Raw genomic sequence first — 20,525 nt, 5'->3', positions numbered from 1 at the left:
GGCGGTCGGTCGGCGCGAAATGCACGGCATGAGCGGTCGATTCCACGGGGAGGTCGTCGGTGGTGTTCGCACGGTGGTGTGCGGTTGTCGGAACGGCTCTTTCGGTGCTCCTGGCGATACCGGGCCCGCCCTCGCAGGCCGAGCCGGAACTCCCGGCGGTGGCGGATCCGGTCCCGCCGGAACAGGATCCGTTCTATCGGCCGCCCGCTGAACTCGTCGGCGCACAACGGCCCGGCGGGATCCTCGCCGCACGGCCGATCACCATCGCCGACCAGCTTCCCGGGGCGCTGGATGCCGAGGCCTGGCAGCTCTCCTATCGGTCGAACAACAGCGTCGACCAGCCCATCGCCGCTGTCGCGACGGTGCTGAAACCGCGTGCGGCGAACGGGAAGCTGGTGTCCCTGCACGCCGCCGAGGATTCCACCGGGCTGTTCTGCGCACCGTCCTATACGGTGCGCAGGCCGGTGCAGGCCGGACTGCTGGACGGGCAGATCGACCAGTTGCGCAGCGTTCCGGCTTTGCTGGCGCAAGGGTGGACGGTCGTGGTGCCGGATCATCAAGGGCCGAACTCGGCGTTCGCCCACGGCCCGCTGGCCGCGCGGATCGCCCTGGACGGCATCCGCGCCGCGGAGCGGTTCGGTCCACTCGGACTGCGGGGACCGGACACCGAGGTGGCGATGTGGGGCTACTCCGGAGGTTCGATCCCCACGCTGCACGGGGCCGAGTCGCGCAGTTCCTACGCGCCGGAGCTGAACCTCGTCGGCGTCGTCTCCGGCGGTACCGATGTCGACCTCGAGGCCCTGTCGCTGGCGGCGAACAAGGGCCCGGGCGCGGGCCTGGTCGCCGCCGCCGTCATCGGTCTCGCCCGGGAGGAACCGGAACTGGACGCTTACCTGCGGGCGAACGCGACGCCGCTGGGACGGCGGTTGCTGGACGCGAAGGACAACGGCTGCGTGCTGTATCAGGCCGCGACGGAACCGTTCCTCGACATCGACAGCCTGGTCCAGGGCGGTCTGCTGCACACGCCGGTGCTGCGCGCGGTCTTCGACCGCACCAGAATGGGCAAGTCGGTGCCCGACGCACCGGTCTTCCTTTACCACGCGACCGCGGACTGGCTCGTCCCGATCGGCCCCGCCGACGCGCTCGCCGCCGCCTACTGCCGCGACCCCGCCGCGCGCGTCGCCTACGTCCGTGACCACGCCAGCGAACATCTGACCCTCAACGCACTCGCCGAGCCGAGCGTGCTCGCGTGGCTGCGGGACCGATTCGCCGGGGTACCCGTCGAGAACGGCTGCACGGTCACCGATATGGGGTCCCTCGCGCTCGGACGATGACGCGGACCCGCGCTACCCGAGCCCCGCGACCTTCCGGCAGCGCCACTCCAGGTAGTTGATCAGCATCCAGAAATCCTTGAACGCGGGGTTCGTGGTCTGCCCGTGGTGGTAGCGGTAGTAGATCTGCTGGGCGATGACGGCCAAGCGGAACAGCCCGAAGACCTCGTAGAACGGCCAGTTCTCCGCGGAGCGGCCGGTGCGCGCGCAATAGTGTTCGACGATCTGCGCGCGGGTCAGCATGCCGGGCAGGTGACTCGGCTGGCGGCGGGAAGCCCGCATGACCTCGTCGTCGTCCGCCTGCACCCAGTACGCCAGCGCGCCACCGAGATCCATCAGCGGATCGCCCAGGGTCGCCATCTCCCAATCGAGCACGCCGACGATCGCGCCGGAGCCCGACGGATCCAGCACCAGATTGTCGAGCCGGAAGTCGTTGTGGATGACGGTGGTAGCGACGTCCGCGGGCTGGTTCGCGTCGAGCCAGGCCATCACCGCCGCGAAATCGCTGACGTTGTCGGTGCGCGCGTTGCCGAAGCGCCGCGACCAACCCGCGACCTGGCGGCCGACGTAGCCCGCGCCCTTGCCGATTCCGGTGAGACCCGCCGCCTCCGGGTCGACCTGGTGCAATTCGATCAGGCAGTCGAAAGCCGCGGTGGACAACCGCTTCGCCTGCTCGGGCGACAGGCTGAAGCCTTCCGGCAGATCGCCGCGCAGGATCGTCCCCGCCACGCGCTCCATCACGTAGAAGTCGCTGCCGATGACGTCCGGATCGGCGCAGCGGGCCACCATCCGCGGCACGTAGCGGTAGTGCGGACGCAGCCGCTCCTGTACCAGGAATTCGCGGCCCATGTCGTGCGCGGAAGCCGCCTTCGTGCCGCTCGGCGGACGGCGCAGGATCAGGTCACGGTCCGGGTAGCGCAGCAGATACGTCAGATTGGACGCGCCCCCGGAGAATTGGCGCACCTCGGGCGGACCGCTGAGTCCTGGCACCCGTTCGGCGAGCCAGGTGTGCACGGCGGCGACGTCGAAGGCGTCCTCCGCGCGGACGGCGGTGGCTCCGGGAACGCTCACCGGTCGGTCCCGTACTTGCGCAGCTCCTGGCGGGCGATCAGGCTGAGGTGCACCTCGTCGGGGCCGTCGGCGAAGCGCAGCGAACGAATACCGGCGAACGCGCGCGCCAGCGGGAAGTCGTCGGAAAGCCCCGCGCCGCCGTGCAATTGGATCGCCATGTCGAGCACCTCTTGGGTCATCCTCGGCACGACCGCCTTGATCTGGGAGACCTCGCTGCGCGCGCCCGCCAAGCCCTTGGTGTCCAGCAGCCAGGCGGTGTTCAGCACGAGCAGCCGCGCCTGATCGATCGCGACGCGCGCGTTGGCGATGCGTTCGCGGTTCCCGCCGAGGTTGGCCAGCGGCTTGCCGAACGCGGTGCGCGACAGGGCGCGGCGGCAGGCCAGTTCGAGCGCGCGCTCGGCCAGGCCGATGGCGCGCATGCAGTGGTGGATGCGGCCGGGGCCGAGACGGCCCTGGGCGATCTCGAAGCCACGTCCGGGACCGGCGATCACGGCGTCCAGCGGCAGGCGCACGTCGGTGAAGGTGACTTCGCCGTGGCCGAAGGGTTCGTCCAGGTAGCCGAAGGTGGTGAGCATCCGTTCGACCCGCACGCCCGGTGTGTCCAGCGGGACCAGCACCATCGAGTGCCGCTGGTACGGGTGCGCCTCCGGGTCGGTGAGGCCCATGAAGATGACGAACTTGCAGTTCGGGTGACCGATGCCGGTGCTCCACCATTTGCGGCCGTTGAGCACGATCTCCTCGCCGTCCACCACGGCGGTCGCGGCCATGTTGGTCGCGTCCGAGGAGGCCACCTCGGGTTCGGTCATGCAGAACGCCGAGCGGATAGTGCCGTCCAGTAGTGGACGCAGCCACTGCTGCCGTTGTTCGGCGCTGCCGTAGTGCAGCAGGACCTCCGCGTTGCCGGTGTCGGGCGCGTTGCAGTTGAACACTTCCGGCGCCCAGCCGGAGCTGCCCATCGCCTCCGCCATCGGGGCGTAATCGACGTTGCTCAGCCCAGCGCCGAATTCCGGATCGGGCAGGAAGAGGTTCCACAGACCCGCGTCATGCGCCTTCTTCTTGAGCTCCTCGACCACCGTGGGGACCGCCCACGGCGCTTCCCGCAGGGCGGCGGCGTGCTCCTCGTCGCGCGGCTCGATCTCGTCGCGCACGAACTGCCGCACCTGGTCGGTGAGGCGGACGGCTCGGTCGGAATGCGTGAAGTCCATACCCATCCTCGAGGTTCGCTGAGCATTGCTCAACTTCCGGTCAGGTCATTGGTAGCATATTGTTGAGCATTGCTCAATAGAGGAGGGTGGATGACCGACGTCGCCGTGCAGCCGAGCGGCCGCCGCTCGGCGGACGACCGGCGCAGGCAACTGATCGGGATCGGTCTCGGCATGCTGATCGACCGGCCCTGGCACCAGATCACCGTCGACGCGGTCGCACAGCAGGCGGGCATCTCGCGCGGGCTGCTGTTCCACTATTTCCCGACCAAGCAGGACTATTACGCGCAGCTCGTCCGCGCCGCGTCGCAGCGATTCCTGCGCGCCACCGGTCCCGACCCCGCCGCCGCCGACCCGCTCGCGTCGATGATCGCCAACTTCGTGAGCTACATGCGCAAGCGCAGCGGACCGCTGGTGGGGCTGCTGCGCGCCGCGGGGCAGGATCCCGTGCTCGAGTCGATCATGGAGCGGATGCACGACGAGCTGACCGATCGGGTATTCGCCGCGCTCGGCAGGCCCGCGCGGTCCACCGCCGAGCGCTTGGTGGTGCGATCGTGGTGGGCGATGGCCGAGGACCTGACGGTGCAGTGGTTGTCCCGCGACGACGTCGACCAGGGCCGGCTGGACCTGCTGCTGTTCGACACGTTGTCCCGGGTGCTCGACGCGGTGGACACCGGGCGCGTGGCCGATCCCGAGTGAGCGGTTCGCATTCGTACGTTTGGGATCGACCTGCGGATCACGCGAATGGGGACGCTGTGCGTTTCGCGGTCAGCTGCTGAGTCATGCTGCCGCACAGCGAAATCCGAGATCCATATGGCGTGCGCCGGAATGGCCGGGGGTATCGGTGAAATACCCGGTGCGCGGGAGCGGTCGGCCCGGTGCCGCCGAGGGGCGAATCTCGACAGCACCGGCGTATCCGAACGCGCTGCGGGAGCGCACGCGCCGCCGCGAAGGGAAAGCGCGCCCGTTCAGCATAGAGCGATCAATGGTCTGCCGCGAGGGGGAGGGAAGTGCCCGCGACGCCGGGAAATCCCGCCCCGGCGCGTGTGTCGTCCGCGGCACGCCGAATAGTTTTGCGAGATGGCAAATGAACAGTTTCGCCGGTAGCGGTGGATCGACTATGAATAAACCGTGCCGTTGCCATACGTGATCACTTGTCTGCCATCGCGTCTCCCGTGCGGGGAGCGCTGATGGTCATCGAACATCCCATCGAGGACGAGGTTACACAGCTGGCGAGGCGGGTCGAGAAGGCCCGTGGACGGCTCGCCTACCAGTTCGATCCCGCGCTCACGGAGGCGTTGTCGGAGGACGAGCTGTATGCCGAACGTGAGCTCGCCGAACGGATTCGCACCCAGGAGCGCGGACAGCGCTGGAAAGAGGCGCAGGCTGCCGCCGCGGCATCCGACCGCGCCAGGCAGACCACCGAAGCGATCGAGAAGGCCGACATGCGAGACCTCCTGCTCGCCCGCAAGGCGATTGCCGCGCAACGACGCGAATCCAGCCCGCACGCGAAGCTGGCCTCGCTGTATCGGCATCGTTCCTGGTCGCTGCGGGCGCTGGCGGGTGTGGTCGCGGCGGGCATGTTGTGGTCGGCGGTCAACGTCCAGCACAACATCGCTCCCGGTGGCGCGACCGATCCGCTGTACTGGTTCAGCTACCTGCTCGAAGGCATGATCAGCGTCTGCCTGATCATCATCATGATCGGCACCAACAAGGTCGCCGAATGGGGTGTGATCGACAACCGCCGTCAGGTCGCGACCGCCGAAGTCGCCTTGCTGGCGCTGACCGTCAGCCTCAACACCTATCCCTACTTGCGCGCGGGCGCCTGGTACGACGCGGCAGTGCACGCCATCGCGCCGGTGATGATCGGTGTCGCGCTGCTCATCCACGACGCCGCGAGCGCTCGCTACGGCCTCGCCATCGCCAGGGCCACCGAGCAGGTCCGTGACCTGCCCGACCCGGCCGAGCAGATCCGGCTCACGCTGCCCAGATACCGGATGCCGGTCGCGCCGGAGGCGCCGAGCGTCCCGTACGAACAGGTGAATCAGGAACCGCCGACCGTGGTGGCCGCGCCTCCGGTGGAGACTGTCGAGCAGCCCGTTGTCGAGGTCGCCGAAATCCAGTTCCCGACGGAGGTTTCCGACGAACAGCCGGTGACCACGGTGAAAGCCGAGAAGAAGCGGCCGCCGGTCGACGCGCCGCGCAAGCCCGTGCTGCCCGAGTCGATCGAAGATCTCGACGCGATGGAAGCCTTCGACGCCCGTCCCACGTCGCCGGTGCAGGTGAAGGACACCGACGTCATCGTGACCAATGGCGGTGCGCCGGTCGTCAACGGGAAGAAGCTCGTCGCGACCGAGTCCCCTGCCCCCGCACCGGTTCCCGCCAAGTCCGAGGAACGGCCTGCCGCGCGCGTGCCCGCCGAAGAGCCCGCCGCGGCGAAGGTGGTCGTCCGGCAGACGCCGCAGGCCAAGCCGCGTACACCGGTGTCCGAGCCGGAGGTGCCGACGGCCGAGCTCCCGGCGCTCACCCGGCAGCCACTGGCGGACAGCAGGAGCGACAGCTCGACGCCGGAGCCGAAGAACGGCAAGGACAGCCCCAAGCCCGACGTCGCGCAGCCGCCGACGGCCCGCACGCCGGACATCTACGACACCGGTTCGTTCCGCGTCGCCGACATCCTCGAGCAGGAACTCGCCGAGCTGCAGGCCGAACGCCGCCGCGCCCGCACCAGCAGGCAGCGTTCCGCCTCCACCGCGGGCCGCGAATCCTAGCGAGCCCGTTCCGGTCGACGATGCCCGCCGGCGCACCGAGCGCCCGGCGGGCATCGGCGTCTTCCAGGCCGGAACATCCGGTGTGGGTCAGGATTTCGGGTCGGACAAGGGTGCCGTTCTCGCCCACTCCGCCCAGTCGGCGAGTGCGTCGTACAGCCGGACCGCGGCTTCGACCGTGATGCGCATCGAGCGGGTCTGCGGGGAGTCGCCGAAGTCCCCGCGGTCTTTGGCGTTCGCGTACCCGCGGTAGAGCTCCGCCTTCTCCCGGTAGAACCGAGCCTCCCGGGTGAGATGCGTCTCCAGTTCGTCGGAGTTCAGCAGCCAGAAGAACAATGAGCGCAGTACCGGTTCCAGACGGATGGTGTGGTCCACATCGACGTGCACCAGCCAGCGGCGCAACTCCGCCACGCCGTCCTCGGTGATGCGGTACTCCTTGCGCCGTCGCGGGCCCTCCGCCGCCGCCTCGACCAGTCCTTCTTCCGCGAGCCGGGTCAGTTCCCCGTAGATCTGGGGATGTTTGGCAGGCCAGATCGCGCCGAGCATCTCCTCGAATCGGCGCGTCAGGTCGTAGCCGCTGCCGGGCTGATCGGCGAGAAGCCCGAGTAACCCATGACGCAGTGACATCGACTCTCCCTTTTCCGTGATCGGTGGCCCGGCTGGAGCGTACCTCCGCCGTTCCGCCGGAGTTCACCGTCTTGACCGATCCGACATGTAGGTTTATACATGTTAGATCAGACATGTAGTTGCATACCTTTGGAGGCGACATGACGGATCAGGGTTCGAAGGCGGTGCTGATCACCGGTGCGGGCGGCGGAATCGGTTCCGCCGCCGCCGAGGCGTTCGCCGCGCGGGGCTACCGCGTCTACGCCGGAGTGCGGACACTGCGAAACGCTCGTGAGTTCGGGCACGCGAACGTCGTGCCGGTGGAACTCGATGTGACCGATGGGGAGGGCGTGCGCCGTGCGCTCGCCTCGGTCGCGGCCGACCGCGGCCGCGCCGGATTGCAAGTGCTGGTGAACAACGCCGGCGTGATCGTGCAGGGGCCGTTGGAGTTGGTTCCCGATGCGGAACTGCACCGGCAGTTCGACATCAACGTCTACGGCCCGCACCGGGTCCTTGTGGCCGCACTGCCACTATTGCGCGCGGGCGGCGGCCGGGTGATCAACATCAGTGCGGCGAGTGCTCGCACCGCCATGCCGTACCTGGGGCCCATCTCGGCGAGCAAGGCGGCGCTCGAGTCGTTGTCCGACGCGGCCCGCGTCGAGCTCGCGCCCTGGGGCATCCCGGTCTCGGTGATCGAGCCCGGCGCGATCGCGACGACGATCTTCGCGAAGGCCGATTCGAATGCGCGCGAAGCTCTCGAGCTGGCCGACGCCGATCGCGTCGAGCTCTATCGCACGGGATTGGCCGCCGTCGAAAAGGCACTGGCCGAGCAGAAGACACGGCCCGCGAGCACGGTGGTCGACGCGATCCTGCGCGCCGCCGGGGCCCGGCGGCCCAAAGACTGCTACGTCGCGAGTTCGGACGCACGCATGCTCCGGATGCTCGCGTACCTGCCCTTCCGGCTGCGCGATCGGGTGATCGCCGGTGCATTGGGCTTGGGCAAGGCCGGAGCGGCGCGATGAGCCGGATCGTGTTCGCCGGGGCGACGTCCGGGCTGGGACGGCAAGCGGCATTGCGGCTGGCGCGGGACGGCCACGATCTGGTGCTGGTCGGCCGCGACGCGGAAAGAGGCGCGCGGCTGGCTCGCGAGACCGGTGGCCGGTTCGTGCGCGCGGATCTGTCCGTCTCGACGGGTGTCGACCATGTCGCGGAGCAGGTTGCCCATCGGTTCGACGGCGTGGACGTCCTCGTCAACAACGCGGGTGTCATGACGCCCGAACGTCGCATGACCGGCGAAGGAATCGAGCTGAATCTCGCCGTCCATCATCTCGCGCCGTTCTCGCTGACCGGACGACTGCTGCCGCTGTTGCGCCGCGGCGGCGGCCGGGTGATCAACGTCAACTCCGAAGGCCACCGGCAGTCGATGTTCCGCGCGGGCCCGGTACGCATCGACTTCGAAGACTTGCAGAGCGAGCGGAACTTCGACCCGTTCGCGACCTACAGCCGTACCAAACTCGCCAACCTGTTGTTCACCTACGAGCTACGGCGCAGATATCCGGAATTGACCGTCGCCGCAGTGCATCCCGGCTTCGTGCGCACGGATCTCGGCCGGGACTTCCCGCGAGCGCGGGTGGCGCTGCTGCACCTGACGGCGCTGTCCGCGCGGCAAGGCGCAGCACCGGTGGTTCACCTGGCCACGACACGGGAGTTGGTGAACGGGGCCTACTACGACCGTTTCTCGCAAACGCGCAGCTCGGACGCGTCCTACGACCGGGAAACCGCGCAACGGCTGTGGGACATGACCGAACGGCTGCGCGGTCGATTCGCGGTACCGGTCTCCGATCCGTCGCTCGACTGCTGAGAGCGGATCTGCCGAAGGCAGCAGGGGAGCGGTCCGGCGTCGCGGGTGCGGCACCGTGGAGCCATGGCTCACGATGACAAGACTCCGATGTTCAGCTGGCGGGCGCGCGAGCAATTGCTCAGCCGCCGCATCGTCGTGCTCGACGGCGCGCTCGACGACGACAACGGGACGCTGCTGATGACCCAGTTGCTCACCCTCGCCGCCGAGGATCCCGAGGCGGGCATCTCGCTGTGGATCCATTCGCCGGGCGGATCGGTGCCCTCGATGCTCGCCATCCGCGACGTCATGCGGCTGGTGCCGTGTGAAGTCTCCACGCTCGCGCTCGGCTTGGCTTGCAGCGCAGGGCAATTCCTCTTGTCGTCGGGCAGCAGGGGGAAGCGTTTCGCGTTGCCGCACGCCCGGGTGCTGATGCACCAGGGATCGGCGGGCATCGGCGGCACCGCCGTCGACGTCGAGGTCCAGGCCGACGATCTGCGCTACACCGTGGACACGGTGCTCGGGATCATCGCCGAGGACACGGGCCAGCCGTTCGATCGAATCTACGAGGATTCCCTGCACGACCGCTGGTTCACGGCCGCGCAGGCCAAGGAGTACGGCTTCATCGACCACATCGTCGACTCGTTCGGGCAGATCGTCCCGCAACGCCAGCGCATCGGGATCTCGGCATGAGCGGTCAGGCCCGGAGGCGGCAGCGCAGCGTGACCACGGAGGGCCCCGGTCATGCCCGAAAGGACGCAGCATGAGCACTTACACCATCCCCAATGTGATCGCGCAGCATCCGCGTGGCGGCGAGCGGATCACCGACATCTACTCCCACCTGCTCGCTGAGCGCATCGTCTACCTCGGCACGCCGATCGACTCCGGCGTCGCCAACGCGCTCATCGCGCAGCTGCTGCACCTGGAATCGGAGAGCCCGGAGCAGGAGATCAACCTCTACATCAACTGCGAGGGCGGCGATCTGTCCTCCATGCTCGCCGTGTACGACACCATGCAGCACATTCGGTCGCCCGTGCAGACCACCTGCGTCGGCCAGGCGATCGCGGTCGGCGCGGTGCTGTTGGCGGGCGGTGAGCCCGGCCGTCGCGCCATGCTTCCGCACGCCAGGGTGGTGCTGCACCAGCCCGCCGCGCGCGGACAGGGCGCGATTCCCGACCTGATCCTGCAAGCCGACGAGCTGGTGCGGCTGCGGGCGGAGATCGAGTCGATCCTGTCCCGGCACACCGGGCAGTCGGTGGAGCGACTCCGGCACGACACCGACCGCGACCGGGTCTTCACCGCGTCGGCCGCGATCGAGTACGGCCTCGTCGACCAGGTGCTGGGTCGGCGCGACTGATCAGGCCGCCAGTGCCATGAGCGTGGGCCCGGTGCCGGATCGCGGCGCGGACCGCGGCAGGAGGGCGATCCGGCGCCGCGCGCGGAGTTCGTCCGCGACCTGGCCGGTGAGTTCACCCAGCGTGGTGCCGAGCGATCCGGCCAGGGCGGCGATCATCTCGCTCGACGGCTCCTTGCGTCCCCGCTCGACCTCCGACAGATACTGCGGGGAGATGCCCGCCCGCCGGGCCGTCTCGACCAGGGTCTCCTGACGATCCAGCCGCAGCGTGCGCAATTGTTCGCCGAGCACCTCGCGCCACAAAGGCTCCGGCGGCGTCCGCGAGTCCGGTCGGGGGGTCCGGTCGTCGCGTCCACCGGGGATCGAGTGCAGTCTCGGGTGCTCGCTCATGAGCAGAGCGTACGGTCCGGAGCCGCGGGTCTGCCCGGCATTACGCTCAGGGCGGACGAGCGGCGGGTCTTCGCGGATTCGGCGTGGTCGCCGCCGCAATCGGTGCGAAGGCGAGCATGATGGGAAACCGTGCCCGAGAACTCGAAAATTCCCGATCTCAAGCCCCGCAGCCGCGACGTCACCGACGGTCTGGAGAAGACCGCGGCCCGCGGGATGTTGCGCGCGGTCGGCATGGGCGACGACGACTGGGAGAAGCCGCAGATCGGCGTGGCCTCCTCGTGGAACGAGATCACGCCGTGCAATCTGTCCCTGGAGCGGCTCGCCCGGGGTTGCAAGGACGGCGTCTTCTCCGGCGGCGGCTTTCCCATGCAGTTCGGCACCATCTCGGTGTCCGACGGCATCTCCATGGGACACGAGGGGATGCACTTCTCCCTCGTCTCGCGCGAGGTGATCGCCGACAGCGTGGAGACGGTGATGCAAGCCGAGCGGCTCGACGGCTCGGTGCTGCTGGCCGGCTGCGACAAATCGCTGCCAGGAATGCTGATGGCCGCGGCCCGGCTGAACCTGGCGAGCGTGTTCCTCTACGCCGGGTCGATCCTGCCGGGGATCGCCAAACTCTCCGACGGCAGCGAGCGCGAAGTGACGATCATCGACGCCTTCGAAGCGGTCGGCGCCTGCGCCCGAGGATTGATGAGCCGGGACGACGTCGCCGCGATCGAGCGGGCGATCTGCCCCGGCGAGGGCGCCTGCGGCGGCATGTACACCGCCAACACCATGGCCAGCGCGGCCGAGGCGCTCGGCATGTCGCTGCCCGGCAGTGCCGCGCCGCCCGCGACCGACCGGCGCCGCGACGGTTACGCCCGCCGCAGTGGCGAGGCCGTCGTCGAGTTGATCCGCCAGGGCATCACTCCCTCGGACATCCTCACCAAACCCGCTTTCGAGAACGCGATCGCGGTCGTGATGGCGTTCGGCGGCTCCACCAATGCCGTGTTGCACCTGCTGGCCATCGCGCACGAGGCGAATGTGGATCTGTCGCTGGACGACTTCGCCCGCATCGGTCGCCGGGTGCCGCACCTGGCGGACGTCAAACCCTTCGGCAACCACGTGATGACCGACGTGGACCGGATCGGAGGCGTGCCGGTCATGATGAAAGCCCTGCTCGATGCCGGGTTGCTGCACGGCGACTGCCTCACCGTCACGGGACGGACGGTGGCGGAGAACCTGGCCGACATCACCCCGCCGGACCCGGACGGCAAGGTGATCCGCGCGATGGCCGCGCCGATCCATCCCACCGGTGGCATCACCATCCTGTCCGGATCGCTCGCACCGGACGGTGCCGTGGTCAAGTCGGCGGGCTTCGACTCCGACGTGTTCGCCGGCACCGCACGGGTTTTCGATCGGGAACGGGCCGCGATGGACGCACTCGAAGACGGCACGATCTCGGCGGGCGACGTGGTCGTCATCCGGTACGAGGGGCCCAAGGGCGGTCCCGGAATGCGGGAGATGCTGGCCATCACCGCGGCGATCAAGGGCGCGGGTCTGGGCAAGGACGTGCTGCTGCTCACCGACGGCAGATTCTCCGGCGGCACCACGGGTCTGTGTGTCGGACACGTCGCGCCGGAAGCCGTCGACGGCGGCCCGATCGCCTTCGTGCGCGACGGCGACCCTATCCGCCTCGACGTCGCCGCGGGCACGCTCGACCTGCTGGTCGACGCCGATGAACTCGCCCGTCGCCGCGAAGGCTGGAAACCCTTGCCGCCCCGCTACACTCGCGGCGTCCTGGCCAAATACACGAAACTGGTCGGCTCGGCCTCGATCGGAGCCGTCTGCGGTTGAGGAACGTTCGGTCCGGCGCACGACACCCGGGCGGGTGCTGTGGCCTGCGAACCACGTCGCTCGGCGAGCCCGTTTCACTGCTCGACGGCTTCGCCATCGCATGAGCTATCTCGGTCGTCGGGCCGCGCGGCAAATCTCCTGCCGCGCGGCCCGACCTGTGTGACCGCGCGGATTCCTAACCGGCGGCGGCTCGGGCGATCAGCTCACCGACCACGTCGGGAGCGGATACCGAGACCGCGTGCGAGGCCGAGATCTCGACGATCTCGGCGCCCGCGCGTTCGGCCATGAACCGCTGCGCTTCCACCGGGATGTTCTTGTCCTCGCCGGTGACCAGCGCGAACGACCGGATGCCCCGCCAGGCGGCGGCGGTCGCGGGCTGTTGCAGCGCGTCGAGGGCGACCGGACGCTGGGTCGCGGCCATCAGCTCGGCGGTGGCGGCGGGCACGTCGGCGGCGAACTGCCGGTGGAATTCCTCCTGCCGGATGTAGAGCTCGGTGCCGGTGCTCTCGTCGGGAAGCGGATAGGACGCGGCCCGGGTGGTGAGCCCGAGCGTGGATCCCGGGAACTTGTCGGTCAATTGCAGTGCGCTCTCGCCCTCGTCCGGAATGAACGCGGCGATGTAGACGAGCGCTTCGACATCGGATCTTCCCGCGGCGGCGACCGTGATGACGCTGCCGCCGTAGGAGTGACCGACCAGAACGCTCGGCCCTGCCACGGAATCGAGAACCGACGCTACGTACGCCGCGTCACTGTCGAGGCCGCGCAACGGATTGGCGGCCGCGAGCACGGAAAGCCCTCGTGCGCGCAGCCGTTCGACGACCCCGTTCCAGCTGGACGAATCGGCGAACGCGCCGTGGACCAGCACGATGGTCGGCGTGGCAGGAGTGGTGGGCTCGGTGCTCACAAGTGTGGTTCCTTCGATCGGATGGTCGGGGACCGGTCAGTCGGTGTACAGAGCGGACCGCAGCGCCGCGACGGCCTGCGCTACCGCGGCTTTCGCGGCATGGGTGTCGTGCAGCGAGTTGACCATCACGAAGTCGTGGACGATCCCGCCGTAGCGCACCTGGGTGACCGGAACGCCCGCGGCCCGCAACTTGCCCGCGAATGCTTCGCCCTCGTCGCGCAGCACATCGGCCTCGGCGGTGATGACCAGCGCGGGCGGCAGCCCGGCCAGCTGCTCGGTGGTCGCGCGCAGCGGTGACGCGGTGATCTGCGCGCGCTCGTCCGCGCTGGTGGTGTACTGATCCCAGAACCACTTCATGCCCTCGCGTGTGAGGAAGTACCCCTCGGCGAACTGCTGGTAGGAGCCGGTGTCGAAGTTGGCGTCGGTCACCGGGTAGAACAGCACCTGCTGAACGAAGGAGACGTCGCCGCGCTCCTTGGCCATCAAGGTCAGCGCGATGGCCATGTTGCCACCGACCGAATCGCCCGCGATCGCAATCCGGGACGAGTCCAGGCCCTTCTGCGCGCCCTCCGCGGTGACCCACTGCGCCACCCGGTAGGACTGCTCGTTGGCCACGGGGTACCGCACATCCGGCGACCGGTCGTATTCGGGGAAGACCACGGCGGCGTGCGTGCCGACAGCCAGGTCGCGCACCAGGCGGTCGTGGGTGTGCGCGTCGCCGAAGACCCATCCCGCGCCGTGGGTGTAGATGATCACCGGCAGCGTTTCGGTGACCCCCTGGGGCTTGACGATCCGCACCCGCACCGATCCGGTCGGCCCGCCTTCGACGGTGATCCACTCCTCGTCGATCTCGGGCTTGAAGATCGGCGCGTCCTGCACGGAGTCCACCGCCTTGCGCCCCTCCTCGGGCGGGAGCTGGTAGAGGAAGGGGGGCTGCGAGGTCGCGTCGACGAACTCCTGTGCCGCGGGTTCGAGCGAGATGCCCAGCGGGTTACCTGACATGGTCGTGCCTCTCTGGAAGTGGTGGGAACTGCGGTGGATCAAGCGGATTGCGCGATCGCGTCGGCGATGACGGCCACGACTTCGCCGGGGTGGGTCTGCATCACCAGGTGTGGCCCGTCGATCTCGACCACCGCGCGCATTCCGGCGCGCTGGTAGCCGAATCTCTCGACGTCGGGGTTGATGGTGCGGTCGGCGCTGGAGACGATGCCCCAGGACGGTTTCGTCTTCCACGCCGCCGCCGAGGCGGGCTCGGTGAACGCGATCGCCGACAGCGGCCGTTGCGAGACCGCGAGGACCGCCGCCTTCGCCCCGTCCAGACCCGCGGCGAAGATCTCGGGGAAGGCGTCGACGGCGACGGAGACGTCGGTGCCGGGCTCGGCGCCCTCGATCGGATACGGCGCGTAGACGAGGTTGGCGGCCAGATCGGAATCCGGGAACCCGCCCTGCAACTGCCCGAGGCTTTCGCCTTCTTCCAGGGCGTAGCCCGACACGTAGACCAGGCCGACCACGTTGTCGGCGACACCGGCGACGGTGATCACGGCCCCGCCGTAGGAGTGCCCGGCGAGCAGAACGGGGCCGTCGATCCGCTCCACCAACGATTTGATGTAGGCCGCGTCCGCCGACAGGCTGCGGTTGTACACCGGGGGGACCACCACGCGATGGCCCTGGTCGAGCAGCCGTGCGGTGACGGGGGACCAGCTCGAGGCATCGGCGAAGGCGCCGTGTACCAGAACGATGGTCGGACCAGCCTGGGCGGACATGCGATTCCTTTCTCCAGCGCTCGGTGAGCGGCGCTGTGGCCGACTCAGTCTCGGCCGCGGGTGCGTCCGCGCGCCCCTCCCCACGGGCCGCAAAAGCCTCTGATCAGGACACGGCCTGCTCCAGCGCCGGATCCGTCCGCGCGGTCGACCGAAAACGCTGCTGGTACTTGCGCGGGGAGATGCCGAGCCGTGCCACGAACGCCCGGCGCAACGCCTCGCTGGTGCCGTACCCCGCGGCCATGGCGGCCTCCGTGACGCTGTATCCCGCGTGCAGCATGTCCCTGGCCGTGCCGAAGCGGATGAACGCGACGTATTCCGCGGGCGAGTGTTCGAGTTCCGCGCGGAACAGCCTGGTCAGATGCCGAACGCTGACCCGCGCGTGGGTGGCCAAGGTCTGCACCGTATGCGGATACGCCGGGTCCGCGCAGATCAAGTCGACGACTCGGCGCACCAGCGGGCTGCGCGGCGCCGGTCCGCTCAGCGACGCGGAGAACTGGGACTGACCACCTGCGCGCTGCATGTAGACCACCAGCGCCTGCGCCACGCGCCGCGCGACGTCCGCGCCGTGATCCTCTTCGACCAGCGCCAGCGCGAGATCGACGCCCGCGGCGACCCCGGCCGAGCTGTACAGATTGCCGTCCCGCACGAAGATCGCATCCGGGTCCACCTCGACCGAGGGATAGCGCCGCGCGAGGTCGGTCGCGAATTTCCAGTGCGTGGTCGCGCGCCGGCCGTCGAACAGGCCCAGATCGGCAACGACGAACGCGCCGCTGCAAATGGACGCCAGCCGCCGGGTGTTGCAGGAAAGATGCCGCGCTGCCGCCAACACCTCCGGGGTCATGAACTTCCCGGGCGGCAACTCGCTGCCCGGAATCACCACGGTGTCGAAGCGGCCCGCGTCGGCGGCCGCGCAACTCACCTCGACCCGCGCGCCGATCGAGGTCTGCGCGTCCTTGCCGTCGGCCGAGACCAGGACCACCTCGTACCCCGCCACCGACTGGTTCGCCTCGACGAACACCTCCGCCGGCCCGACGAAGTCGAGCATCTTCACGCCGTCGAAGACCAGGATGCCCACCCGTTTGCTGGGCGAGGCGGCGAAGTTGTTGGACATGTCATCATTATTGTGGAGGCACGCCTCCAGAACAAGCGATGTGCGACACGTCGCACGTCGATTGGTACGGTGAGCCCATGGGACGGCCGCGACAATTCGACGAGTCGAACCTGCTCGACGCGGCAACCGAGCTGTTCTGGTCGAACGGTTTCGACAGCACATCGGTGGAAGACGTGTCGCTCGCGACCGGCGTCGGGAACGGAAGCATCTACGCCGCCTACGGCAGCAAGCGTGGGCTGTTCCTGGCGGCGTTCGAACGCTATTGCGAGCGTCGCGCGCGTCTGGTCCGCGAGGCCATCGGTTCGGCGCGCGGTTCGGCGCGCTCCGCGGTGCGCGCCCTGTATCAAGCGATCATCGACGACTGTGCGGCGCAGCAGGATCGGCGCGGTTGCCTGATGATCAACAGCATCGCCCATCTCGGCACCCGGATCCCCGAGGTCGCCGCCATCGGCAGCCGGACGACCACCGAAATGGAGCGCGGCGTCGCCGACCGGTTGCGGCCCGCGATGTACGACGCCGGAGACGACGACGAAGCCACGCTTTCGGCGGTCAGCGCGAACGTCGTGTTGGTCGCTCAGGGCCTGATCCAGCTCAACCGTCAGGGTTTTCCCGCGCAGCGGTTGCACGAGATCGCCGACGTGTCGAGCGCGGCCCTGCCGCGGGCGTGGGCCGACCAACTCGTGTACTGACCCGGCACGGATGTCGATCGCGAGCCGATGGCGCTGGGCGCGATTCAGGGCAGCGTGCCTGCCGCGCGGCCGTTCGTGACCCGGAGGAGGTCGAGTTTTCCCGCGTCGTCGCTTCCGGCTGCCGCCGTGTAGGTGACCATGCGGAGGTCCGCGCCCGGAACGACGAGGACGTCGCAGTCGAGGGTGATGTCGCCGATCTCGGGATGCCGGATCGTCTTCCGGTCGGTCGTGTGCTGGGCGGCCGTCGCCGTCGTCCACAGCTGGGCGAAGGCCGTGGAGGTGCCGCGCAGATCCCGCACGAGACGATCGAGTCCGGCGTCGGCGGGATATCGGGACACCGCGTCCTTCAGGTCGGCGACGATCGACGCCGCGAACTCGCCTTCCCCGCGGTCGGACCGGAAGGGACGCACCGAGGCGCGGGCCACGCCGTCGCCGAAAACCGCACGCGCGAGGTTCCGCTCACCGACCGGGACCAGCGCGGGGTCACCGTGCAGACCGCTCCACATCCCGTTCCACCACAGCAGCGTCCAGTCGGCGCCGAACACGCCGATCGGGACGTCGCCGAGACGGGCGGTGAGCCGTTGGATCCCCGGGGGCACATGCGTGCCGATCGTCCCGTCCTGCGGCGGCAGCAGCCCGGCTTCGCGGTACAGCTCGTCGCGCTCGGCCCGGGAGAGCTGGAGAGCCCGCGCGAGAGCGCCGACCACCTGCGCGGAGGGGTTGCGCGCGCGACCTTGCTCCAAGCGCAGGACGTAATCGACCGAGAGGCCGGCCAGCTGCGCGAGTTCCTCGCGACGCAATCCCGGAGCGCGACGGCCGTTCGTCACCGGGAAACCGGCGTCGGCGGGCGAGAGGCGATCGCGCCAGGCGTGCAAGAGCGCACCGAAATCGAAGCTCGCGGAAGCCATGCGTTCATTCTCGCCACTGCCCGCCGGACCAGCCTGGGTACTGCTGGTCCTGGTGACGGGCACGGCACTGGCTGCCCACCGCCGAGGCGGCGACCATCGGAGGGGCCGAACACAGTGAAGGAGCCACCATGCCGTCGACCATCGTGATGACCGGGGCGAGTCGCGGGATCGGCCGCGTCGCCGCGGAGCGCATCCTCCGCGCGGCGCCGCGGACGCATCTCGTCGTTGCCGCACGCGGGTCCACCGGCGCGCGACTGGCGGCCGAACTCGGTGCGGATGGGCACAGGGTGTCGCACGTCCCGGTGGATCTCGGCGCATTGGACAGCGTGCGGTCGGCCGCGGAGGAGATCCGTGACGGGCTCGACCGCGGCGAGCTGCCGCCGCTGCACGGTTTCGTGGGCAACGCGGGAATGCAGTACACGAACGCGCTCACCGAAGGGCCCGACGGATTCGAGTCGACCTTTACCGTCAACGTGCTCGCCAACCACCTGTTCGTCCGCCTGCTCGCGGATCATTTCCGCACCCCGGCCCGCATCGTGATCACCGTGAGCGACACCCACTTCGGCGACTTCCGGCACAACTTGGGCATGGTCCCCGGCCCGGTCTGGCAGTCCCCGGACGTCCTGGCCCGCACCGGCGCGTTCCCCGAGCCGCGTTCCACCGCCGCCGGACGCACCGCGTACTCGACGAGCAAACTCGCCGCCATCTATCTGGTGCACGAGTACGCGCGCCGCCTGCCGGACGGTATCGATGTCGTCGGCTTCAATCCGGGGTTCGTGCCAGGCACCGACCTGGCCCGCAACGCGGGCCCGGTCTCCCGGTTCGCGATGCGCCGCATCCTGCCGGTGGCGACCCTGACGCCGTTCGCGACCAGCCGCGCTGCCGCCGGGCGGCATCTCGCGGACGTCGTTCTCGGCGCCACCGACGCCCCGACCGGCTCCTATGTCGACCGCGACCGGGTCGCCCGCTCGTCGGAGGAGTCGTACGACCCGCGGCGCGAAACCGAACTCTGGGATGCCGTGGAGCGACTCATCGCGCCTTACGCGGCCTGATCGTCGCCTGGTCCCAGCGGGTGGAACCGCTCGCCGACAGCGAAGCGAGCAGGCAATCCCAGTGCGGGGCGCCGCCGGGACAGCCCGGGTCGGCGACGCTCACAGATAAGGGACGCTCACAGATAAGGGAAGCAATCGATATCGCGGTGCGTCAGGCAGGGCTGCTCGACCGGCCGCAGCCAGCGGGCGGGGACGCGCAGCGGTTCGACCTCGGGCAGGCGCACGGGCCGGTCCTCGCCGTCGAACAAGGTCCCGCGCACTCGGAACATGCCCATCGGCAATCCGAGTTCATTGGCTTGCTCGCTGCTCAGCACGACGGCGATGCGAGAGTTGGCGGTGATCCGCAGGCCTTCGACGATGATCGGATCGCTGGTCCGGTCGATCTCGGTGACGGTGAGCCGGAACCGGCCGCCGCGCAGCCACGACCATGCCCAAGTGAGCGAGCCCGGCTGGTCGCAGTCGGGGTATCGACTGCGTGGCAGGCGCTGCGGGACCAGCACCATATAGGTGCACCCGACCTCGATATCGCGGGTCCGCATACCTTTCAGCGTGACCGCAGCACCGGCTCGTCGCAAGGAAACCAGCAAATCAAGCGCTACACCGTGGGCGGAGCCGGAGGCGTGGCGCGACCGACCGCCGGAACCGGGCCGATAGCGGGTATGAAACCCGCTCCGCCGGGTAGGCGACAGGTATGCGACTGGGTGTGCTGGACATCGGTTCGAATTCCGCGCAATTTCTGGTGGTGGACGCCTCTCGCGGTGCGCCTCCGCTGCCGCTGCGCGCGTTGAAGGAACCGGTGCTGCTCGGCGACGAAATCGACGCCGCCGGGGTGATCAGCGCGGACGGGGCCCAGCGGGCCGCAGACGCCGTCGAGCGGGTGCTGTCCGAGGCCACACGCTACGAGGTCGACAGCTTCTACGCGTTCGTCACCGCGGCGATCCGCGACGCGCCGAATCAACAGGCGGTGCTGGACAAGATCGAAGCCGCCAGCGGCATCCGGCCCCAGTTCCTCAGTGGCGTGCAAGAGGCGCGACTGACCTATCTCGCCGTCCGCCACTGGTTCGGCTGGTGTGCGGGCACGCTGCTCATGCTCGACATCGGTGGCGGCTCGATGGAGATCGCGCTCGGACGCGACGCCGAGCCGGGCCTCGCGCTGTCGCTGCCGCTCGGCGCGGGCAGGCTCACCCGCGCGTTCTTCGCCCAGGACCCACCGCGGCGGTCGGAGTTCAAGCTGATGCGCAGGCACATCCGCGATTGCCTCGGGCAGGTGCGCGACCGGCTGTTGTGGGAAGGCCGCCCACGGCACGTGATCGGCAGCTCGAAGACCTTCAAACAACTCGCCCGGCTCTCGGGGGCCGCACCGCAACGCCACGGCCCCTTCGTCACGCGCACCTTGCGGCGCGGCCAGGTGCACGCGAGCGTCCGCAAGCTGGCCGCCATGCCGGCCGAGAAGCGGGCGGCCCTGCGCGGCATCTCCCCGGCCCGCGCGCGGCAGATCCTGGCCGGGGCGATGGTGGCGGACGCGACCATGGCCGCACTGGACATCGACTGCCTGGAAGTGAGCCCGTGGGCGCTGCGGGAAGGGGTCGTTCTGGAACACATCTCCACGCGCGTCGACAGCGACCGGACGCTGCCGCTGCACGCGCTCGAGCTGCCGCGGCACGGGCCGGAGTCCTCGGTCAGCGTGCTCCCGCGACGGGTGTGAA

21 protein-coding genes are annotated in these 20,525 nt (G+C 69.3%); 11 read left to right on the top strand and 10 right to left on the bottom strand.

Annotated elements, in window-relative coordinates; genetic code table 11:
• The first annotated feature begins 104 nt into the window (after positions 1-104).
• Entirely contained in the window at positions 105-1,334 is a 1,230-nt protein-coding gene (locus tag ON21_RS20365; RefSeq protein ID WP_051021121.1) for a lipase family protein, read from the top strand.
• Positions 1,335-1,346: 12 nt separating this feature from the next.
• On the opposite strand, the gene ON21_RS20360 is transcribed toward ON21_RS20365, so the two are convergent.
• Together ON21_RS20360 and ON21_RS20355 are read right to left on the bottom strand one after the other, a co-directional pair.
• On the bottom strand, positions 1,347-2,402 hold the full coding sequence (locus ON21_RS20360; RefSeq protein ID WP_039799903.1) for a phosphotransferase family protein: 1,056 nt from the start codon (positions 2,400-2,402) through the stop codon (positions 1,347-1,349).
• Positions 2,399-3,607 carry an acyl-CoA dehydrogenase family protein gene (locus ON21_RS20355; protein WP_039799902.1) on the bottom strand — a complete coding sequence of 403 codons (1,209 nt, stop codon included), beginning with the start codon at positions 3,605-3,607 and terminating at the stop codon, positions 2,399-2,401. The genes ON21_RS20360 and ON21_RS20355 overlap by 4 nt, the downstream gene beginning before the upstream one ends.
• A gap of 90 nt (positions 3,608-3,697) precedes the next feature.
• Between ON21_RS20355 and ON21_RS20350 the strand changes: the two genes are divergently transcribed.
• Positions 3,698-4,303 carry a TetR/AcrR family transcriptional regulator gene (locus ON21_RS20350; RefSeq protein ID WP_051021119.1) on the top strand — a complete coding sequence of 202 codons (606 nt, stop codon included), beginning with the start codon at positions 3,698-3,700 and terminating at the stop codon, positions 4,301-4,303.
• 491 nt (positions 4,304-4,794) lie between these two features.
• Positions 4,795-6,372 (top strand): hypothetical protein, encoded by a 1,578-nt coding sequence (locus ON21_RS20345; protein WP_039799900.1) that lies wholly within the window; start codon positions 4,795-4,797, stop codon positions 6,370-6,372.
• Positions 6,373-6,459: 87 nt separating this feature from the next.
• Here the strand turns inward: ON21_RS20345 and ON21_RS20340 are convergent, their stop codons facing one another.
• Positions 6,460-6,996, bottom strand: coding sequence for a PadR family transcriptional regulator (locus ON21_RS20340; protein WP_039799898.1), 537 nt, complete (start codon positions 6,994-6,996; stop codon positions 6,460-6,462).
• A gap of 140 nt (positions 6,997-7,136) precedes the next feature.
• On the opposite strand from ON21_RS20340, the gene ON21_RS20335 reads away from it, so the two are divergent.
• From ON21_RS20335 to ON21_RS20320, 4 genes are all read left to right on the top strand, one after another.
• Positions 7,137-7,997 (top strand): SDR family NAD(P)-dependent oxidoreductase, encoded by an 861-nt coding sequence (locus ON21_RS20335; RefSeq protein WP_039799896.1) that lies wholly within the window; start codon positions 7,137-7,139, stop codon positions 7,995-7,997.
• Positions 7,994-8,836 carry an SDR family NAD(P)-dependent oxidoreductase gene (locus ON21_RS20330; protein WP_051021117.1) on the top strand — a complete coding sequence of 281 codons (843 nt, stop codon included), beginning with the start codon at positions 7,994-7,996 and terminating at the stop codon, positions 8,834-8,836. The genes ON21_RS20335 and ON21_RS20330 overlap by 4 nt, the downstream gene beginning before the upstream one ends.
• A gap of 63 nt (positions 8,837-8,899) precedes the next feature.
• Positions 8,900-9,505: a ClpP family protease gene (locus ON21_RS20325; protein ID WP_039799895.1), complete on the top strand. Its 606-nt coding sequence runs from the start codon at positions 8,900-8,902 to the stop codon at positions 9,503-9,505.
• 70 nt (positions 9,506-9,575) lie between these two features.
• Positions 9,576-10,169, top strand: coding sequence for a ClpP family protease (locus ON21_RS20320; protein WP_039799894.1), 594 nt, complete (start codon positions 9,576-9,578; stop codon positions 10,167-10,169).
• On the opposite strand, the gene ON21_RS20315 is transcribed toward ON21_RS20320, so the two are convergent.
• Positions 10,170-10,556 carry a helix-turn-helix domain-containing protein gene (locus ON21_RS20315; protein WP_039799893.1) on the bottom strand — a complete coding sequence of 129 codons (387 nt, stop codon included), beginning with the start codon at positions 10,554-10,556 and terminating at the stop codon, positions 10,170-10,172.
• 129 nt (positions 10,557-10,685) lie between these two features.
• Here ON21_RS20315 and ilvD point away from each other — a divergent pair, with 129 nt between their 5' ends.
• The gene (gene ilvD, locus ON21_RS20310; protein WP_039799891.1) at positions 10,686-12,392 is read left to right on the top strand and encodes a dihydroxy-acid dehydratase; all 1,707 of its coding nucleotides are present in this window, start codon (positions 10,686-10,688) and stop codon (positions 12,390-12,392) included.
• Between the two features lie 175 nt (positions 12,393-12,567).
• On the opposite strand, the gene ON21_RS20305 is transcribed toward ilvD, so the two are convergent.
• The 4 genes from ON21_RS20305 to ON21_RS20290 form a co-directional block, all read right to left on the bottom strand.
• Entirely contained in the window at positions 12,568-13,296 is a 729-nt protein-coding gene (locus ON21_RS20305) for an alpha/beta fold hydrolase (protein WP_039799890.1), read from the bottom strand.
• A gap of 36 nt (positions 13,297-13,332) precedes the next feature.
• Positions 13,333-14,298, bottom strand: coding sequence for an alpha/beta hydrolase (locus ON21_RS20300; protein WP_039799888.1), 966 nt, complete (start codon positions 14,296-14,298; stop codon positions 13,333-13,335).
• Between the two features lie 38 nt (positions 14,299-14,336).
• Positions 14,337-15,059 (bottom strand): alpha/beta fold hydrolase, encoded by a 723-nt coding sequence (locus ON21_RS20295; RefSeq protein ID WP_039799887.1) that lies wholly within the window; start codon positions 15,057-15,059, stop codon positions 14,337-14,339.
• A gap of 103 nt (positions 15,060-15,162) precedes the next feature.
• The gene (locus ON21_RS20290; RefSeq protein WP_039799885.1) at positions 15,163-16,170 is read right to left on the bottom strand and encodes a GlxA family transcriptional regulator; all 1,008 of its coding nucleotides are present in this window, start codon (positions 16,168-16,170) and stop codon (positions 15,163-15,165) included.
• Between the two features lie 77 nt (positions 16,171-16,247).
• Between ON21_RS20290 and ON21_RS20285 the strand changes: the two genes are divergently transcribed.
• Positions 16,248-16,859 (top strand): TetR/AcrR family transcriptional regulator, encoded by a 612-nt coding sequence (locus tag ON21_RS20285; RefSeq protein WP_051021115.1) that lies wholly within the window; start codon positions 16,248-16,250, stop codon positions 16,857-16,859.
• Between the two features lie 44 nt (positions 16,860-16,903).
• Here the strand turns inward: ON21_RS20285 and ON21_RS20280 are convergent, their stop codons facing one another.
• Entirely contained in the window at positions 16,904-17,767 is an 864-nt protein-coding gene (locus ON21_RS20280; RefSeq protein WP_051021113.1) for a helix-turn-helix transcriptional regulator, read from the bottom strand.
• Positions 17,768-17,895: 128 nt separating this feature from the next.
• Between ON21_RS20280 and ON21_RS20275 the strand changes: the two genes are divergently transcribed.
• Positions 17,896-18,819 carry an SDR family NAD(P)-dependent oxidoreductase gene (locus ON21_RS20275; RefSeq protein ID WP_039799884.1) on the top strand — a complete coding sequence of 308 codons (924 nt, stop codon included), beginning with the start codon at positions 17,896-17,898 and terminating at the stop codon, positions 18,817-18,819.
• Positions 18,820-18,935: 116 nt separating this feature from the next.
• On the opposite strand, the gene ON21_RS20270 is transcribed toward ON21_RS20275, so the two are convergent.
• Positions 18,936-19,358, bottom strand: a complete 423-nt coding sequence (locus ON21_RS20270) for a hypothetical protein (RefSeq protein ID WP_039799882.1) — start codon at positions 19,356-19,358, stop codon at positions 18,936-18,938.
• Positions 19,359-19,510: 152 nt separating this feature from the next.
• Between ON21_RS20270 and ON21_RS20265 the strand changes: the two genes are divergently transcribed.
• Positions 19,511-20,524 (top strand): Ppx/GppA phosphatase family protein, encoded by a 1,014-nt coding sequence (locus ON21_RS20265; RefSeq protein WP_039799881.1) that lies wholly within the window; start codon positions 19,511-19,513, stop codon positions 20,522-20,524.
• Position 20,525 lies beyond the last annotated feature (1 nt).

It is taken from the genome of Nocardia araoensis NBRC 100135 (assembly GCF_000308435.1).
GTDB lineage: Bacteria > Actinomycetota > Actinomycetes > Mycobacteriales > Mycobacteriaceae > Nocardia > Nocardia araoensis.
Note: the sequence above shows the minus strand (reverse complement) of the source record. Positions and strands in the feature narration are given on the sequence as shown.

What these genes read in the sequence shown, in the direction of transcription:
- ON21_RS20340 (WP_039799898.1), bottom strand. Translation starts at nt 6,996, where the DNA reads ATGTCACTGCGTCATGGGTTACTCGGGCTTCTCGCCGATCAGCCCGGC.
- ON21_RS20325 (WP_039799895.1), top strand. Translation starts at nt 8,900, where the DNA reads ATGGCTCACGATGACAAGACTCCGATGTTCAGCTGGCGGGCGCGCGAG.
- ON21_RS20265 (WP_039799881.1), top strand. Translation starts at nt 19,511, where the DNA reads ATGCGACTGGGTGTGCTGGACATCGGTTCGAATTCCGCGCAATTTCTG.
- ON21_RS20345 (WP_039799900.1), top strand. Translation starts at nt 4,795, where the DNA reads ATGGTCATCGAACATCCCATCGAGGACGAGGTTACACAGCTGGCGAGG.
- ON21_RS20335 (WP_039799896.1), top strand. Translation starts at nt 7,137, where the DNA reads ATGACGGATCAGGGTTCGAAGGCGGTGCTGATCACCGGTGCGGGCGGC.
- ON21_RS20355 (WP_039799902.1), bottom strand. Translation starts at nt 3,607, where the DNA reads ATGGACTTCACGCATTCCGACCGAGCCGTCCGCCTCACCGACCAGGTG.
- ON21_RS20300 (WP_039799888.1), bottom strand. Translation starts at nt 14,298, where the DNA reads ATGTCAGGTAACCCGCTGGGCATCTCGCTCGAACCCGCGGCACAGGAG.
- ON21_RS20315 (WP_039799893.1), bottom strand. Translation starts at nt 10,556, where the DNA reads ATGAGCGAGCACCCGAGACTGCACTCGATCCCCGGTGGACGCGACGAC.
- ON21_RS20290 (WP_039799885.1), bottom strand. Translation starts at nt 16,170, where the DNA reads ATGTCCAACAACTTCGCCGCCTCGCCCAGCAAACGGGTGGGCATCCTG.
- ON21_RS20280 (WP_051021113.1), bottom strand. Translation starts at nt 17,767, where the DNA reads ATGGCTTCCGCGAGCTTCGATTTCGGTGCGCTCTTGCACGCCTGGCGC.
- ON21_RS20330 (WP_051021117.1), top strand. Translation starts at nt 7,994, where the DNA reads ATGAGCCGGATCGTGTTCGCCGGGGCGACGTCCGGGCTGGGACGGCAA.
- ON21_RS20295 (WP_039799887.1), bottom strand. Translation starts at nt 15,059, where the DNA reads ATGTCCGCCCAGGCTGGTCCGACCATCGTTCTGGTACACGGCGCCTTC.
- ON21_RS20320 (WP_039799894.1), top strand. Translation starts at nt 9,576, where the DNA reads ATGAGCACTTACACCATCCCCAATGTGATCGCGCAGCATCCGCGTGGC.
- ON21_RS20350 (WP_051021119.1), top strand. Translation starts at nt 3,698, where the DNA reads ATGACCGACGTCGCCGTGCAGCCGAGCGGCCGCCGCTCGGCGGACGAC.
- ON21_RS20285 (WP_051021115.1), top strand. Translation starts at nt 16,248, where the DNA reads ATGGGACGGCCGCGACAATTCGACGAGTCGAACCTGCTCGACGCGGCA.
- ON21_RS20270 (WP_039799882.1), bottom strand. Translation starts at nt 19,358, where the DNA reads ATGCGGACCCGCGATATCGAGGTCGGGTGCACCTATATGGTGCTGGTC.
- ON21_RS20275 (WP_039799884.1), top strand. Translation starts at nt 17,896, where the DNA reads ATGCCGTCGACCATCGTGATGACCGGGGCGAGTCGCGGGATCGGCCGC.